Below are 15,426 nucleotides of genomic sequence, written 5' to 3'. Positions count from 1 at the left end.
GATTCCATGGCGGACATCGGCCCGAAGGCCGGGGCCGCGGGCGACGGCCCGAGTCAGGCCGTGGCGGGGGCGTGAGCCTTGAGTCGCTTCAGTTCGGGGAGGCAGGAGCCGCAGTTGGTGCCACAGCGGGTGCGCGCCTGCAACTGCTCGAGGCTCTCGCCCGAGGCAAACGCGGCCTGGATCGCATCCTCGGCGATGTCGAAGCAGTTGCAGATCACCTTGCCGCGGGTCGGGCCGCCTTCCGGCGGCTGGGTGACGGGCGCGAGCAGCCAGCGGCGCATCGGTGCCGCCGAGGCGCCCACGATCATCAGCTGCGCGAGCCACTCGGCGGCGCGGGTCTCGCCCACCAGACGCACCGCCATGAGCACGTCGTCGTCGATGCGGGCGCGCTTGGCGATGTCGCGCCGGCGGTCGGCGTAGCTGAGGGTCCGGTTCGCGTCGTCGAGACCGAAGGCCGCGTCCACCGCGGCGATCAGCGCCGGCTCGTCGATGTCGACCCGCGACTGCAGCATCACCACCGGGGTCTCGCGGCCGGTGAGGGTGAGGCTGGCGTAGGGCAGGGGCGCCAGTTGTTCGCGTACCTGCGCCATGACCTCGAAGGGGTTCTCCTGCGCGGTGTCGATGCGGCGCATGGCGACCACCGGGTGGCCGCGGGTGAATGTTTCCACCTGCACGGCGGCGTGCTTGAGTTCGGGTTGTTTGGAGTACGGATCGATGGCGTCCGGCGTTAGCGCGTTGATGCCCAGGGTGCCGGCCATGGCGTTGCCGCCCCAGTGCATGGGCAGGAAGCACTGGCCGGCACGCACGGTGTCGGCCGCCAGCACCTTGAGCACCACGGCGCCCTGGCGCGACTTGACGCGGACGATGTCGCCGTCTGCGAGGCCGCGGCGGGCGAGGTCGTCCGCATGCATGTGCAGCAGCGGCTCGGCCTCGTGGTTGTAGAGCCGGGCCACCAGACCGGTGCGGCTCATGCCGTGCCACTGGTCGCGCAGGCGGCCGGTGATCAGGTGCAGCGGATAGCGGGCGCTGGGCGTTTCCGCGGTGGCGGTGTATTCGGTGGCGACGAAGCGGGCCCGGCCGGAATCGGTCGGATACACGCTGTCCTCGTAGAGGCGGATCTTGCCCATGGCGGCGCCGGCCGGAAACGGCCACTGCTGCGGACCGTCCCGCTCCAGCAGGGCGTAGGACAGGCCGGTGATGTCCAGATCGCGCCCGGCGGTGCTGTCGCGGTGTTCGTTCCAGATCGCCTCGGGGCCGTCGTAGGCGAACAGGCGTTCGGCCAGTTCGGCCTGGCCCAGCCGCGCGCCGAGGCGGCGGGCGAAATCGGCGGCGATGGCCCAGTCGTGGCGCGCCTCGCCGGGGGCGGGCACGGCGGCGCGCACCCGGCTGATGCGGCGTTCCGAGTTGGTGACGGTGCCGTCCTTTTCGCCCCAGGTGGTGGCCGGCAGCAGCACGTCGGCGTAGGCGCAGGTTTCGGTGTGGGCGAAGGCGTCCTGCACCACCACCAGCTCCGCGCGCTGCAGCGCTTCGTGGATGAGCGCCTGGTGCGGCATGGACTGGGCGGGGTTGGTACAGGCGATCCACACCGCCTTGATGTGCCCGTCCTGGACGGCCTGGAACAGCTCGACCGCGCTCTTGCCCGGTTCCGCGGGGACGTCGTCCACGCCCCAGAATCGCGCCACTTCGGCGCGGTGCTCGGGGTTGGACAGATCGCGATGCGCCGAGAGCAGGTTCGCCAGCCCGCCCACCTCGCGACCGCCCATGGCGTTGGGTTGGCCGGTGAGCGAGAAGGGGCCGGCGCCGGGGCGGCCGATGTGGCCGCTGGCCAGGTGCAGGTTGATGAGCGCCGAATTCTTGTGGGTGCCGGAGGCGTACTGGTTGAGGCCCTGACAGTACAGGGACAGGGTCGCCTTGGCGGTGGCGAACCATTCGGCGGCGGTCTCGATGTCCTGTTTGCGCAGGCCGCAGATCTCGGCCGCCATGGCCGGGGTGTATTCGCGCACCACCTTCTTGAGCGCATCGAAGCCCTCGGTGTGGGCGTCCACATAGGCGGTGTCGATCCAGCCTTCCCACAGCATCACGTGCAGCATGGCGTTGTAGAGCGCGATGTCGGTGCCCGGCAGCAGCGGCAGGAACAGGTCGGCGGCCTCGGCGGTGTCGGTGCGGCGCGGATCGACGACGATCAGCTTCATGGCCGGGTTGGCCTCGCGGGCGTCCTCGATGCGGCGGAAGGCGATCGGATGGGCGAAGGCGGTGTTGCTGCCGGTGATGAACAGGCAGTCGGCGTGGTCGATGTCCGCGTAACTGCACGGCGGCGCGTCCGCCCCCAGGCTCATCTTGTAGCCCGCCACCGCGCTGGACATGCACAGGCGCGAATTGGTGTCGAGGTTGTTGGTGCCGATCAGGCCCTTGGCGAGCTTGTTGAAGACGTAGTAGTCCTCGGTGAGCAGCTGGCCGGCGCCGTAGAAGGCCACGGCATCCGGGCCGTGCTCGGCGATGATCGCGGCGAAGCGGTCGGCGACATGGTCCAGGGCCGTGTCCCAGTCGCAGCGCGAGCGCGGTGCATCGCGGTGCGGGCGCATCTGCGGGTGCCGGGCGCGGACGGCCAGGGTCTCCGGCGCGGCCGACAGGTGCAGTGTCGAGCCCTTGGTGCACAGCCGGCCGAAGTTGGCGGGATGCTCGGGATCGCCGCGCACGCCGATGATGCGATCACCCTCGTGTTCGATGATGACGCCACAGCCGACGCCGCAGTAGCAACAGGTGGATTGGGTTTCAGACATGCGGACTCCTTGTGCAGCGGCAATCTAGCAACCGCCATGCCAAGGAGGAAAACCGCGTCGCGGCGGGGTTTCGCGCGAGCGTCTGGGGTGCCGACGGGCAACCGATGCGCCGTCGTGGTGCAAAATGCACTGCTGCGGTGCGTCATCGGATCGGCGCACCGATGTGGGGGCGGTGGGCCGCTCAGCCCATGCGCGCGTGTGCCGTGAGGGCCTCGAACTGCGCCTGGATCGGGGCCGGGATCGGCACCGTGCCCTCCAGCATGTCGCGGATCAGGGCCGCGTTGCCGGCCACGTCGGGCCGGTCGGGCACGTCGGTGTGTGGCGGTGCGCCGCCCGGTTCGGCCTCGATCTCCTGGACCAGCGCGCCGTCGCGGTACAGCTTCAGGGCGGGGCGCCGGCGCGGGTTGGCGTAGGCCTCGCCTTCGGTGCCGCGCATGAGCATGGCGGTGCCGCCGTCGGCGCGCAGGAAGGCGTCCATGCGTTCCAGATACTCCGGATGGGTCACCGCGACCACCCGCAGGCTGTGGCCGATGGCCGGATCGAGCAGCTTGGCCATGGTGTGTCCGCTGTTGCGCACCCCGAGGCGGGGGCGCAGGGCGAGCAGGGTGTCCAGGCCCGGCAGCAGGGTCTCGAGCTGCACACAGGCCACCTGCCCCGCGGCCAGGGCGGCGCTGGCCGCCTCCACATCGGCCTGCGGGGTGATGCCCAGCTCGGCCAGCAGCTCGAAGGGGCTGGTGCGGGCGTCGAAGTCGTGACGGCCCTGGATGAGTACCGGCACGCCCGCGCGCGCCAGCATGAGCGCGAGCAGGGGCATGAGGTTGGGCTGGCGACGGGCGCCGTTGTAGCTGGGCAACACCACGCAGCGCCAGCCCTCGGGCACGCGCAGCTGCGGCGTGGCCGCGTCCATGGCGCGCTTGAAGCCGAGCAGCTCGTCGAGCGATTCGCTCTTGATGCGCAGGGACAGGATGATGGCGCCGAGCTCCAGCTCGGGCACCCGGCCATCGAGGATGTCGGCGAACAGGGCTTCGGCGTCGGTGTCGGCGAGCGAACGGGCGCCCTTGGCGCCGCGCCCGATCTCCTTGATGAGGGCTGCGTAGTTCATGGGATCGATTATGGCAGGCTTGCGCCGGGCGCTGGGGTGTCGCGTTGGCGCCGGTGGGCCAGGTGGCGGGCGAGGACCGTCGCCAGCACTTCGATGGTGAAGGGTTTGGCGATGAAGTCGTCCATGCCCGCCGCGTAGCAGCGGCTGTCGTTGCCGGCGAGCGCGTTGGCGGTCAGCGCGATCACGGGGGTGCGCGGCCAGCCGTGTTCGCGTTCGAGGCGGCGCAGCTGCCGCGTCGCCTCGTAGCCGTCCATGCGCGGCATCTGGCAGTCCATCAGGATCGCGTCGTAGCGCATTTCGCTCACCCGGGCGATGGCTTCGGCCCCGTCGTCGGCGGTCGCGTGCGCCAGGCCGAGGGTCTCGAGCGCCATGGCGGCCACTTCGCGGTTGGTGGCGCTGTCCTCGACGATCAGCACGCGGCCGCTGAAGCGTGCCAGCGTGCTCGGCGGCGTGTCGGCGGTGTTCGGGCGGGGCGCCGGCTGGGCCGGCACGCGCAGGGGCAGATTCAGGCGGAAGGTGGTGCCCACGTCGGCGATGCTCTCGCAGCTCAGGTCGCCGTCCATGAGCCGGGCCAGATCGCGCGCGATGGCCAGCCCGAGGCCCACGCCGCCGGCGTCGCGGCCCTCCGGATGCCCGAGCTGGCTGAAGGCCTCGAAGATCCGGTGGCGGTCTTCCGGTTCGATGCCGATGCCGGTGTCGATCACCGAGAATTCGATCGTGGGGGCGGTCTCTGGGGGCGGCGGCGGACAGTTGACCGACAGCGTGACACCGCCGCGATGGGTGAACTTGAGGGCATTGCCCAGCAGGTTGGTGAGGATCTGGCGCAAGCGCTGGGCATCGACCTCGATGATTCGCGGCACCCGGTCCGCGACCTTGCACAGCAGGCTCAGGCGACGACCCTCCGCGCGCGGCTGCAACATGTCGATGACCTGGCTGCACAGCGCCCGGATGTCCACCGCCCCGGGATGCAACTGCAACTGACCCGACTCCACCCGGGCGAAATCGAGGACCTCGTCGATGAGGCCGAGCAGGTGCCGGCCGGAGTCGGTCAGCGTCGACAGGCAGCGTTGCTGACGTTCGTCCAGGGGGGTGCGCGCCAGGATCTGCGCCATGCCGAGCACGCCGTTCATCGGCGTGCGAATCTCGTGGCTCATGGCCGCCAGGAAGCGCGATTTGGCCTGATTGGCCGCATCCGCGGCGATCCGCGCGCGCGCTTCGCGCCGCAGGGCGCGTTCGAGCCGTGCGGTCAGGCGCAGGTTGTGACGCAGGTTGCGACTGACGCGAATGCCGTTCATGAGCAGCGCCAGGCCGAGCAGCAGCAGCGCCAGCGCGGCGATCCGCTCGGCGAAGGTGTCGCGCAGGGCGAAGGCGATCGTGGCCGGCACCAGCATGCAGCCGAAGAAGGCGATGTAGGCGGGCAGTATCGGGGCCAGCGAGACCAGCGCGGCCGAGGACACGCCCATGAGGGTCAGCACCATCAGCAGCTCGATGCCGCTGCCGGGGGGCGGATACAGGCTGGTCGCCAGCAGCCCCCAGAGGATCCCCGCCAACGCCGCCTCGACGACCAGGGTGCGATAGAGGCGCAGCGCGTGGCGGTCGGGTTCGGCGGCGCGACGCACGGCCACGGTGTGGCCGAGGCGCCACAGGTTCAGGACGTTGATGGCCAGCCACCAGGCGATCAGTGGCCCGTGGTTCGGATAGCCGTTCAGGGCGAGGGCGAGTACCAGCGTGCTGACGACCCCGGCGGCCAGGAGGGTGGCGCGGTTGTTCTCCAGGTGCATGCGCACCAGCCCGGCGCGCACCCGGGCGTCGAGCGCCGCGTCCTCCGTCGAGGGCGCCGGCGATGATGGCTGACGGTTCGCTGCGTCCGACACGTGTGCGCCCCTTGGTTAGAATGGGGTTCGAGTTGTACGACGACCCACATCGATAGCAAGCAGGAGAGATTATATGGACATCGGCTTTATTGGCTTGGGCTTGATGGGCCGCCCGATGGTGCTCAATCTGCGCAAGGCAGGTTTTGCGGTCAACGTGTGGGCCCGGCGCGAGGCGTCGCTGGCGCCGGTCGTGGAGGCCGGTGCGCGGGCGCTGGGCAGCGCGGCGCAGGTGGCGGCCGCCTCCGAGGTGGTCATCTCCTGCGTGGCCGATGCGCCCGACGTGGCGCAGGTCGCCCTGGGGCCCGGCGGCGTGGCCGAAGGCGCGGGCGAGGGCCTGGTCTACGTGGACATGAGCACCATCGCTCCGGCGGCGGCGCGCGACATCGCCGCGCAGCTGGCGGCGCGCGGGGTGCGCATGCTCGATGCGCCGGTCTCCGGCGGCGAGGTGGGTGCCATCGCCGGCACCCTCACGATCATGGTCGGCGGCGAGCAGGCCGCTTTCGACAAGGCCCTGCCGGCCCTGCAGGCCATCGGCAAGACCATCAACCTGGTGGGCGATGCCGGGGCCGGCCAGGTGGCCAAGGCCTGCAACCAGATCCTCACCGGGGTGGGCGTGGCGGCGGTGGCCGAGGCGCTCAACTTCGCCCACAAGAGCGGCGTCGATCCGGCCCGGGTGCGCGAGGCGCTGCTGGGCGGCTTCGCCTACAGCCGCATCCTCGAAAACCACGGCCAGCGCATGCTCGACCGCAATTTCCAGCCCGGCTTCAAGGCGTGGATGCACCAGAAGGACATGCGCATCGTCATGGAAGAGGCGCACCGCCTCGGCCTGGCGTTGCCGTCCGCCGCGGTCACCGCGCAGATGTTCAACGCCCTGGTCGGCAGCGGCCTGGGCGAGGAAGATTCGATCTCCATGCTCAAGCTGCTCGAGACCATGAGCGGAGGCGAGGCATGAAGCTGGGCTTCATCGGCCTGGGCGACATGGGCCTGTCGATGGCGCGCCATCTGCTGCGCGCCGGCCACGAGGTGGCGGTGTGGGCGCGGCGCGAGCGCTCGGCCGAGTCGATCATCGCCGACGGGGCCGGCTGGTGCGGCACGCCGGCGGAACTGGCGCGGCACTGTGAGATCGTCATCACCATGGTCACCGCCAGTGCCGATGTGGAGGATCTGGCGCTGCGCGCCGATGGCCTGCTGGCCGGCTTCCAGCCCGGGGCCATCCATCTGGACATGAGCACCATCGCCCCCGCGACCGCGCGCCGTCTCGCCGCCCGCTATGCCGAGGCCGGCGTGGGCTGGCTCGACGCGCCGGTGTCGGGCGGTCCCAAGGGCGCCCTCGAAGCCTCGCTGGCCATCATGGTCGGCGGCGACGAGGCGACCTTCACGCGCTGCTATCCGTTGCTGGAGATCCTCGGCGGGCGCATCGTGCGCATCGGCGCGGCCGGTGCCGGTCAGGTGGCCAAGGCGTGCAACCAGATGATCATGGTCGCCGCCATCGAGGCCGGTGCCGAGGCCATGCGCCTGGCGGCGGCCAACGGGGTCGATGGGGCCAAGGTGCGCGCCGCGCTCATGGGCGGCTCGGCGGCCTCGAAGGTGCTCGAGGTGATGGGCGAGCGCATGGTGACCCGCAACTTCGAGCGCGGCGTGGATGCGCGGTTGCATCACAAGGACTTCGCCATTCTCATGGGCGAGGCGCACCAGCTCGGCGCACCGCTGCCGATCGCCGCCATCGTCTGGCAGCAACTCAACGCGCTCATGGCGCGCGGCGGGGCGAAGTGGGACACGGCGGCGCTGCTCACGGTGCTCGAGGCGATGAGCGAGCGCCGGGATGCCTCAGGCTGAGGCGTGCCCGGGCGGCGGTTGTGGCCCCCGGATCAGCCGCCCCGGGAGGGCGCCGCTGAACTCGCCGTTCCGATGGACGATCGTGCCATTGACGACGGTGGCGGTGTAGCCGCGCGCCGCCTGGACGAGGCGCCGCCCGCCCGTGGGGAGGTCGTGCGTGACCCGGGGGGCATCGAGGTGCAGGCGCGCCAGATCGATCACGTTGAGGTCGGCCCGGTATCCCGGGGCGATCAGGCCGCGATCGTGCAGACCGACGGCCTGGGCGGTGTCGTGACTGAGCAGGCGCACGGCCTCGGCGAGTCCGAGGCGTTCGCCCCGGGTACGGTCCCGGACCCAGTAGGTGAGCATGAAGGTGGGAAAGCTGCCGTCGCAGATGGTGCCGCAGTGGGCGCCGGCATCGCCCAGCCCGAGGACGGACGCGGGGTGGCGCATCATCGCCAGGGAGGTTTCCAGCGATCCATGCTCATAGTTGCACAGGGTGACGTAAAGCATGCCGTGCCCGTCTTCTTCCAGCATCAGGTCGTAGGCGAGGGCTTCGGGCGTGATGCCCTGTTGCCGCGCGCGGGCAGCGATGCTGCGTGACCGTGGTTGTTCGTAGTCCGGCGGGTCGCCCAACTGGAACATGTGGTCGAACTGGCGCGCGAGGCGTCCGAGGACGATCGTCGGGTCCGGGTCGGCGGATTCGGCGAGGATGCGTTCGCGGATGGCGGGTTGCCGCAGGGTGGCGATCTTCTCGTCGAACGGGAGGGTGGCCAGCCCGGTGTAGGTCGGTGTGGTGTAAAAGGTGTTGAGGGTCAGTTCGTGGCCGAGCATCACCCCGATGGCGCGGCTGAGCACCTGGGCGCGGATCGGCGGCCCATCGTGGCTGGCGGCGTTGGCCCAGTCGAGGATCTCCTGCCAGCGTAGCGTCATCGGCCCGTAGTCGCCTTCGAGCAGCGAAACCGACAGTGGCCGACCGGCCCGTCGTGCGAGGCGCTCGAGCAAGGCGAAGGTGGCCTCTTCGGGCGCGAAGTCCGTGATCAGTTGCATGACACCGCGTCCGCACTCACGCAGCGCGTCGGCCAGGGCCATCAATTCGGTCTCCGCGGCCTCGAAGCTGGGCGTCGACCGTCCGTCGCTGGCCCGATGGAAGAACGTCCGCGAGGTGCTCAGGCCCAACGCGCCGGCTGCCATCGCTTCGCGCACCAGGGCGGCCATCTGTTGCAGGTCCTGGTCGGTCGCAGGTTCGCGGTCGACGCCGCGCTGGTCCATCACGTAGACGCGCAGCGCGGCATGCGGCAGCTGGCTGCCGACGTCCATGTCGAAGGCGCGCCCGGCGAGGAAGTCGAGGTACTGCGGATAGGTCTCCCAGTGCCAGGGCAGTCCGTCGGCAAGCACCGGGTGAGGAATGTCTTCCACGCCTTCCATGAGGCGGATGAGTGCTTCATGCCGATCACGACGGCAGGGGGCGAAGCCGACCCCGCAGTTGCCCATGACGACGGTGGTGACGCCATGGGACGACGACGGGACGAGGCGGTGCTCCCAGGTCACCTGGCCGTCGAAATGGGTGTGGATGTCCACGAAGCCGGGCGTCACCACCTGGTCACGGGCGTCGATTTCCTCGCGCCCGCGTCCGCCGACCTTGCCGACGGCGACGATGCGTCCATCGCGGACCGCCACGTCCGCCGCGTATGGGGCCTGCCCGCTGCCGTCGACCACCGTGCCGGCGCGGATGACGAGATCGTAGACGCTGCCCATGGAGTCCCTCCGCGTGCAAACGGGAATGCATGTCCTGTCGGGCGGGGAAGTCGTTCGGCGCGGGAATCAGGGGTGTGTCGCAGCGGCGTCGGACGACCGCAGGCATGTTCGATCTGATTCTAGATCGCGCCTGAACGAAGTAAAGCGGGCGCAGAAGGCGCCGGCCTCAGGCGTGCCCGACTTCCGGCAGTCCGAGCATGTGGGCGGCGCGCAGGCCGCGCAGCAGGGCGGTCATCTCGTGGGTCGGCAGCGGGTGGCTGCACAGGTAGCCCTGGTAGGCGGAGCACTGCCAGTTGCGCAGCATGCGCAGCTGCGCCACCGTCTCCACGCCTTCGGCGAGCACGTCGATGCGCAGGGTGTGGGCCATGGCGATGATGGTCTGGGCGATGGCGGCGTCGTCCGGCTCGGTCTCGATGTCGGCGATGAAGGAGCGGTCGATCTTGAGCCGGTCGATGGGGAAGCGCTTCAGGTAGGCCAGGCTCGAGTAGCCGGTGCCGAAGTCGTCCACGCTGATGAGGATGCCCAGGCGCTTGCCGGCGTCGAGCAGCTCGGCGGTCAGCTCCGGATTGCGCATGATGAGCGTCTCGGTCAGCTCCAGCTCGAGCCGCTGGGGCGGCAGCCCGGTCTCGTCGAGAATGGCCGCCACCGTGCCCAGCAGGGTGTGCTCGTCGAACTGGCGCGCCGACAGGTTGACCGCCACCGGCACGTCGAGCAGGCGCGCCGAACGCCATGCCTGGTTCTGGCGGCAGGCGGTGCGCAGCACCCACTCGCCGATCGGTACGATCAGGCCCGAATCCTCCGCCACCGGGACGAATTCGTCCGGGCTCACCAGGCCGTGCTCCGGGTCGCGCCAGCGCAGCAGGGCCTCGAGGCCGACGAATTCGCCGGTCGCGGTCTCGACCTGGGGCTGGTAGTAGACCTCGAATTCGTCGCGTTCGAGCGCGCGGCGCAGCCGGTTCTCGAGGTTGAGGCGGGCCGACACGCTGGTGGAGAAACGGCGCTCGTAGAACTGATAGTTGTTCCGCCCCTGCTCCTTGGCGTGATACATGGCCGCGTCCGCGTGCTTGATGAGCAGGTCGGCCTTGTCGCCGTCCTCGGGGTAGATGGCGATGCCGATGGACGGGGTGACCGTGAGCCGGTGGCCCTTGATGTCGAAGGGCGCGTTGAGCGCCTCGATGATGCGTCCGGCGACCTCGGTGGCATGGTCGCGCCCCTCCAGCTCGGAGAGCACCACGATGAACTCGTCGCCGCCCATGCGCGCCACCGTGTCCTGCTCGCGCACGCAGTGGCGGAAGCGACCGGAGACCGCCTTGAGCAGGGCGTCGCCGGCCTGGTGGCCGAGCGAGTCGTTCACGTACTTGAAGCGGTCCAGGTCGAGGAACAGCACCGCCAGCGGCTGCTTGCAGGTGGCGGCGGTGTCGAGCGCCTCTTCGAGCCGGGTGTGCAGCAGGCTGCGGTTGGGCAGGTCGGTGAGCGGGTCGAAATGGGCCAGATGCAGGATGCGTGACTCGGCGGCCTTGCGGTGGGTGATGTCGGCGGCGATCAGCAGGTAGCCGGTGATGTGGCCGTGGGTGGCGTCCACCAGCGGCGAGACCGAGATCGAGGCCGGCACCCGGCGCCCGTCGGCGCGGCACAGGTCGAGTTCCAGCGGGTCCGACGCCTCCCGGTGACGGGCGGTCGCGAGCAGGGCCTCGAAGCCGTGCTCGCCGCTCTCTTCGGCCATCTGCGCCAGATCGCCGTCGTCGATGAAGGCCAGCGGGGTGCGCTTGCCGACCACGTCGGCGGCACGGCCGCCGAGCATGGATTCGGCGGCCGGGTTGAAGACCCGGATCACGCCGGTGTTGTCGGTGAGCAGGATGGCGTAGTCGGCACTGTGCAGGATGGCCTGCTGCAGTGTCGTGCTCTCGCGCAGGGCCGCTTCGGAGGCGATGCGCTGGCGGATCTCCGCCTCCAGGGTGGCGTTGGTCTCGGCCAGCATCTGGTTGGAGCGGGCCAGCTCCGCCGTGCGCCGCTGCACATGGCCGCGGATGACCGCGTTGCGGGTCTGCAGCGAGGCGACGATCAGCGTCGCCAGCAGGGTGATGGCCCAACCGGCGTAGCGCTGGCGCTTGACGCTCGGCTGCGGGGCCAGTTCGTAGTGCTTGGGCATCGGCGTGGCGATGACCAGCCAGCGGCGGTTGGCGAAGGGGACGGCTTCGGCATAGGCGGTCTCGAAGCCGTCCGAGACCGTGTCGCGATAGATCTCGGCGGCATGGGTCGGGTCGTCGGTGGCGTCGACGATGGTGAAGGCCATGTCGCGTGCGTCCGGGTCCATGCCGGCCCACAGGGTGCTTTCGGCCAGGTCGCTCAGGTGCAGGAACACGGCGGTGATGCCGTCACCGGCCGCGGCGAACAGGCGGATGCCATCGGCGCGGTCGCTGTCGGGCGAGCTCAGCGGCGGCGTCGCATAGGTGGTGCGGTGCTTGACGGCCTGCTCGATGGCGGCGAGTGCCAGCGGGCCCTCGTCGTTGAGCTTGGCGCCGGGCTGCGGCCAGGCGCCGTCCGACAGCGCGAAGCGCACCGGATAGCGGGTGCCGGACGCACGCGTGTCCACTTCGGCGAACACGATCGCCGAGATGAACGGGTGCACCCGCATCACCGGCCGGGTGATCTGGCTGAACTCCGCCGCCGAGCCGGTGCCGGAGACATCCACGTGCTTGGCCAGCAGTTGCTGCAGGTCGAGGACCGCGTCGAGGCGTTTGCGCAGGGTGTCGATATGCTGCGAGGCGGCCAGCTGGAATTCGGCGTAAACGCGATCGCGCTGGACGTCGAGCGCGCTGCGATAGACGAACTCGGCCGCCAGACCGAGCACGGCCAGCACGATCAGCGCCAGGCTGACACGCCGCAGCCAGCGCAGGGGCAGACCGATCAGCGCCCGCATGGCCTTCCGGAAACCCCGGGGCGGGGCGAACCTGCGCGGCGAAGATGAAGGGCGGTGCTCATGTCAGGACGTCGATCCGGGGCGGGCGGCGATCATGGCCGCGGCCATCATCAGCAGGAACAGGGCGACGCTCAGCGCATTGCCCAGCGCGCCATCGGCGCGGACCGGGAAGCGGCCGGCCAGATCGCCGGCGATGCGTGCGGCGAGCGTCAGGTGCAGGCCGATCAAGGGCACGTAAAAGCCCCAATGGTACGGGAGTTTACGTCGCAGCACAGCCGGAAAAATGATCGGTGCGTGACCGAATACCATGGCCAGCACGAATCCGATTGTCAGGGCATGCACGGCGCTGTCCCACCCCGGTTGACCCGGCTGCGGCGCGCCCAGCAACAGGGTGCCGCCGACGAGCAGCCACACGTAGCCGGAGAGCAGGCACAGGGCGATGTAACGGGTCAGCCCGCGCGAGCGCACGGTACGCCGCGCCACGTCCTGACGCAGCAGCCACAGCGCCAGGGCGATCAGGCTGAGGCCGAAGAGACGCTCGCCGAGCGGCAGGGCGGCGACGGCGGCGGCCAGGGTGAGCGCGGCGATGATGAGCACGAAGCCGCGCTGCATGCCCCGGCTGACCCGCACCAGGCGGGACAGTTCGAGCCGCTCGCCGGCGATGGTGACGATCAGGAAGCCGAGCCACCACCACTGGGCCTGGGTGACCTCGCCGGTGCCCAGCAGCAGGAGCACGCCGACCAGCCAGTGGACGGCGCCGAGGGTGAGCACACGGGTGTGCAGGGCGCGCTGGCGGCGCTGCGCGGTCCACGAGGCGGCGACGAAGCACAGGCCGGCCACCGCGAAGGCCCCGGCGGCGAGCCGCACCGGCAGCCCGGCGATGAGCATCAACCCGGCGACGCCGCCGATCAGCGGCGCCGCGTAGGCCCAGCGCCGGCCGATGGCCACCGCGCGCTCGAGGCTGATCAGGGTGCCGAAAAAGGCGCACATCATCAGCACCCCGTGCGGCGCGCCGGCGGCCAGCGCCGGCATCGGCCAGCCCAGGCGCCACAGGCCGGCGAGCACGCCGGTGACGAGTCCGGCGAAGCCGGCCACCAGCAGGGGGATGCGCCAGCGCGGTGCGAGGTCAGTCATCCTCGGGCTGCCAGCCGAAGTGGTCCTTGGCCGACGTGCTCATCATCTCGGGGGACCACTCCGGTTCCCAGACCAGTTCGATCTCCCGGGTGTGCTCGGGGCGAGGCGTTTGAGCGCGGCTTCGATGTCGTCCATGATCATCTGGCCCATGGGGCAGGCCGGGCTGGTCATGGTCATGCGGATGGCGATATGCGCCTCGCCGACCTCGACGGCGTAGATGAGCCCGAGGTCGACGATGTTCATGCCGATCTCCGGGTCGTCGACGCGGCGCAGCGCCTCGCGTACGGCGGTCTCGTCAATCATCGTGTCCGTATTCCGTGGCGTCGGTGGGGTGCGGGCGGCCGTAGCTGCCGAAGCGCGCCAGCGCCTCGGCGATCTCGGCCTCGCTCAGGAGGGCCGGCTCGCCCAGGGCCCGGACGCGCCAGTAGTGCTCGCACAGCATCTCGAATTCGATGGCGCGGTCGAGCAGTTCCTCGGCGTGCTCGGCGAGCACGATCATGCCGTGGTTGGCCATGAGGCAGGCGCTGCGCCGATCGAGTGCCGCGAGGGTGGCGTCGGACAGGGCCTGGGTGCCGAAGGTGGCGTAGCCGCCACAGTGGATGCTGGCGCCGCCGAAGCGCGCGATCATGTAGTGGAAGGGTGGGATGGCCAGGCGATGGCAGGCCAGCGCGGTGGCGAAGGGGGCGTGGGCATGGAGGATGGCCTGGATCTCGGGGCGCGCGGCGTAGATGTCGCGGTGCATGCGCCATTCGCTGGACGGCGCCAGGGGACCGCTGGCGCGCCCGGCCGGATCGACGTGGGCCATGTCCTCGGGCCGGCAGCGCTCGGGCGCCAGGCCCGACGGGGTGATCAGCATACCGTCGCCGTGGCGCAGGCTCACGTTGCCCGCGGTGCCCACGGACAGGCGCCGTGCGCTCATGCCGCGGGCGATATGCAGCAACTGGTCGGCGCTGTTCATCGTTCGGCTCCGGGCAGGTCGTGCAGGGCGGAGGGCGCGCAGATGCCGTGCTCGGTGATGATGCCGGTGATCAGGCGCGCCGGGGTGACGTCGAAGGCGGGGTTGGCCACCGGCAGGTCGTCGGGGGCGATGCGCACCGTGGCCGGGCGGCCGTCGGCGTCGCGGCCGGCGACCTCGCGCACCTCGGCGCCGGCGCGATCCTCGATGGGGATGGCGCCGCCGTCGGGGCAGCCGAAGTCGACCGTGGACATGGGCGCGGCGATGTAGAACGGCAGGCCGTTGTCGGCGGCGGCCAGGGCCTTGAGGTAGGTGCCGATCTTGTTGGCGCTGTCGCCGTTGGCGGCCACCCGGTCGGCGCCGGTGATGACCACGTCCACCTGGCCGCGCGCCATGAGCAGGCCGGCGGCGTTGTCGGCGACGAGGGTGAGCGGCACGCCCGAGGCGGCCAGTTCCCAGGCGGTGAGCAGGCCCTGGTTGCGCGGGCGCGTCTCGCTGACCCACACATGGACGTCGATGCCTTCGGCGTGGGCGGCGTAGATGGGCGACAGCGCGGTGCCGTGTTCCAGGGTGGCGAGCCAGCCGGCGTTGCAGTGGGTCATCACATTCACGCGGCCGTGGCCCGCTTCGGCCAGGGTGCGCAGCATACCCAGGCCGTGCTGGCCGATGCGCGCGTTCATCTGCGCGTCTTCGGCGATGATCGCGGCCGCCTCGCGCGCGGCGGCCTCGGCCCGTTCGCCGGCCGGCAGGGGGTCGAGGGCCCGCGCCATGCGCGCCAGCGCCCAGTGCAGGTTGACGGCGGTGGGGCGGGTGGCGCCGAGCACCGCCAGGGCGTGCGCCAGGGTGGCATCGTCGGCGCGCTCGCGCAGGGCCAGGGCGACACCGCAGGCGGCGGTGGCGCCGATCAGGGGGGCGCCGCGCACGCGCATGTCGGTGATGGCGGCGGCGACGGCGTCGAGGTCGCGCAGTTCGAGGCGCGCTTCGGCATGCGGCAGCCGCGTCTGATCGAGAATGCGGATGGCATTGCCGGTGAATTCGAGCGGTGGCAGGTGGGCCATGGTGTTTTTCGGAGACTGTCGATCCCGTCA

General features: G+C 70.7%; 11 protein-coding genes. 2 read left to right on the top strand and 9 right to left on the bottom strand.

Going from position 1 to position 15,426, the window contains the following annotated elements:
* Positions 1 to 53 precede the first annotated feature (53 nt).
* The 3 genes from G3580_RS16050 to G3580_RS16040 all read right to left on the bottom strand — a co-directional run bounded on the left by G3580_RS16050 (position 54) and on the right by G3580_RS16040 (position 5,756).
* On the bottom strand, positions 54 to 2,780 hold the full coding sequence (locus tag G3580_RS16050) for a nitrate reductase (protein WP_173767196.1): 2,727 nt from the start codon (positions 2,778 to 2,780) through the stop codon (positions 54 to 56).
* Between the two features lie 181 nt (positions 2,781 to 2,961).
* Positions 2,962 to 3,882: a DNA-binding protein YbiB gene (ybiB, locus tag G3580_RS16045; protein WP_173767194.1), complete on the bottom strand. Its 921-nt coding sequence runs from the start codon at positions 3,880 to 3,882 to the stop codon at positions 2,962 to 2,964.
* Between the two features lie 8 nt (positions 3,883 to 3,890).
* The gene (locus G3580_RS16040) at positions 3,891 to 5,756 is read right to left on the bottom strand and encodes a response regulator (protein WP_173767192.1); all 1,866 of its coding nucleotides are present in this window, start codon (positions 5,754 to 5,756) and stop codon (positions 3,891 to 3,893) included.
* A gap of 73 nt (positions 5,757 to 5,829) precedes the next feature.
* Between G3580_RS16040 and G3580_RS16035 the strand changes: the two genes are divergently transcribed.
* Positions 5,830 to 6,708 carry an NAD(P)-dependent oxidoreductase gene (locus G3580_RS16035; RefSeq protein ID WP_173767189.1) on the top strand — a complete coding sequence of 293 codons (879 nt, stop codon included), beginning with the start codon at positions 5,830 to 5,832 and terminating at the stop codon, positions 6,706 to 6,708.
* A complete protein-coding gene (locus tag G3580_RS16030; RefSeq protein ID WP_173767187.1) occupies positions 6,705 to 7,592 on the top strand; it encodes an NAD(P)-dependent oxidoreductase in 888 nt (295 codons plus the stop codon). Before G3580_RS16035 ends, G3580_RS16030 begins: the two co-directional genes overlap by 4 nt.
* Here the strand turns inward: G3580_RS16030 and G3580_RS16025 are convergent.
* From G3580_RS16025 to mtnA, 6 genes are all read right to left on the bottom strand, one after another.
* On the bottom strand, positions 7,584 to 9,329 hold the full coding sequence (locus G3580_RS16025) for an N-acyl-D-amino-acid deacylase family protein (RefSeq protein WP_173767185.1): 1,746 nt from the start codon (positions 9,327 to 9,329) through the stop codon (positions 7,584 to 7,586). The genes G3580_RS16030 and G3580_RS16025 overlap by 9 nt on opposite strands.
* A gap of 166 nt (positions 9,330 to 9,495) precedes the next feature.
* Positions 9,496 to 12,249 (bottom strand): putative bifunctional diguanylate cyclase/phosphodiesterase, encoded by a 2,754-nt coding sequence (locus G3580_RS16020; protein ID WP_173767183.1) that lies wholly within the window; start codon positions 12,247 to 12,249, stop codon positions 9,496 to 9,498.
* A gap of 63 nt (positions 12,250 to 12,312) precedes the next feature.
* Complete coding sequence (locus tag G3580_RS16015) at positions 12,313 to 13,383, bottom strand: hypothetical protein (protein ID WP_173767181.1); 1,071 nt, start codon at positions 13,381 to 13,383, stop codon at positions 12,313 to 12,315.
* 42 nt (positions 13,384 to 13,425) lie between these two features.
* On the bottom strand, positions 13,426 to 13,686 hold the full coding sequence (locus G3580_RS16010) for a metal-sulfur cluster assembly factor (RefSeq protein ID WP_323847984.1): 261 nt from the start codon (positions 13,684 to 13,686) through the stop codon (positions 13,426 to 13,428).
* Positions 13,679 to 14,341: a class II aldolase/adducin family protein gene (locus G3580_RS16005; protein ID WP_173767179.1), complete on the bottom strand. Its 663-nt coding sequence runs from the start codon at positions 14,339 to 14,341 to the stop codon at positions 13,679 to 13,681. Before G3580_RS16005 ends, G3580_RS16010 begins: the two co-directional genes overlap by 8 nt.
* Positions 14,338 to 15,396, bottom strand: coding sequence for an S-methyl-5-thioribose-1-phosphate isomerase (gene mtnA / locus G3580_RS16000; protein ID WP_173767177.1), 1,059 nt, complete (start codon positions 15,394 to 15,396; stop codon positions 14,338 to 14,340). The genes G3580_RS16005 and mtnA overlap by 4 nt, the downstream gene beginning before the upstream one ends.
* Positions 15,397 to 15,426 lie beyond the last annotated feature (30 nt).

The organism is Nitrogeniibacter mangrovi, from assembly GCF_010983895.1.
GTDB classification, from domain to species: Bacteria; Pseudomonadota; Gammaproteobacteria; order Burkholderiales; family Rhodocyclaceae; genus Nitrogeniibacter; species Nitrogeniibacter mangrovi.
Note: the sequence above shows the minus strand (reverse complement) of the source record. Positions and strands in the feature narration are given on the sequence as shown.

Coding starts and splice junctions, on each gene's coding strand:
- mtnA (WP_173767177.1), bottom strand. CDS start 15,396: ATGGCCCACCTGCCACCGCTCGAATTCACCGGCAATGCCATCCGCATT.
- G3580_RS16035 (WP_173767189.1), top strand. CDS start 5,830: ATGGACATCGGCTTTATTGGCTTGGGCTTGATGGGCCGCCCGATGGTG.
- G3580_RS16030 (WP_173767187.1), top strand. CDS start 6,705: ATGAAGCTGGGCTTCATCGGCCTGGGCGACATGGGCCTGTCGATGGCG.
- G3580_RS16020 (WP_173767183.1), bottom strand. CDS start 12,249: ATGCGGGCGCTGATCGGTCTGCCCCTGCGCTGGCTGCGGCGTGTCAGC.
- ybiB (WP_173767194.1), bottom strand. CDS start 3,882: ATGAACTACGCAGCCCTCATCAAGGAGATCGGGCGCGGCGCCAAGGGC.
- G3580_RS16050 (WP_173767196.1), bottom strand. CDS start 2,780: ATGTCTGAAACCCAATCCACCTGTTGCTACTGCGGCGTCGGCTGTGGC.
- G3580_RS16015 (WP_173767181.1), bottom strand. CDS start 13,383: ATGACTGACCTCGCACCGCGCTGGCGCATCCCCCTGCTGGTGGCCGGC.
- G3580_RS16010 (WP_323847984.1), bottom strand. CDS start 13,686: ATGATTGACGAGACCGCCGTACGCGAGGCGCTGCGCCGCGTCGACGAC.
- G3580_RS16005 (WP_173767179.1), bottom strand. CDS start 14,341: ATGAACAGCGCCGACCAGTTGCTGCATATCGCCCGCGGCATGAGCGCA.
- G3580_RS16025 (WP_173767185.1), bottom strand. CDS start 9,329: ATGGGCAGCGTCTACGATCTCGTCATCCGCGCCGGCACGGTGGTCGAC.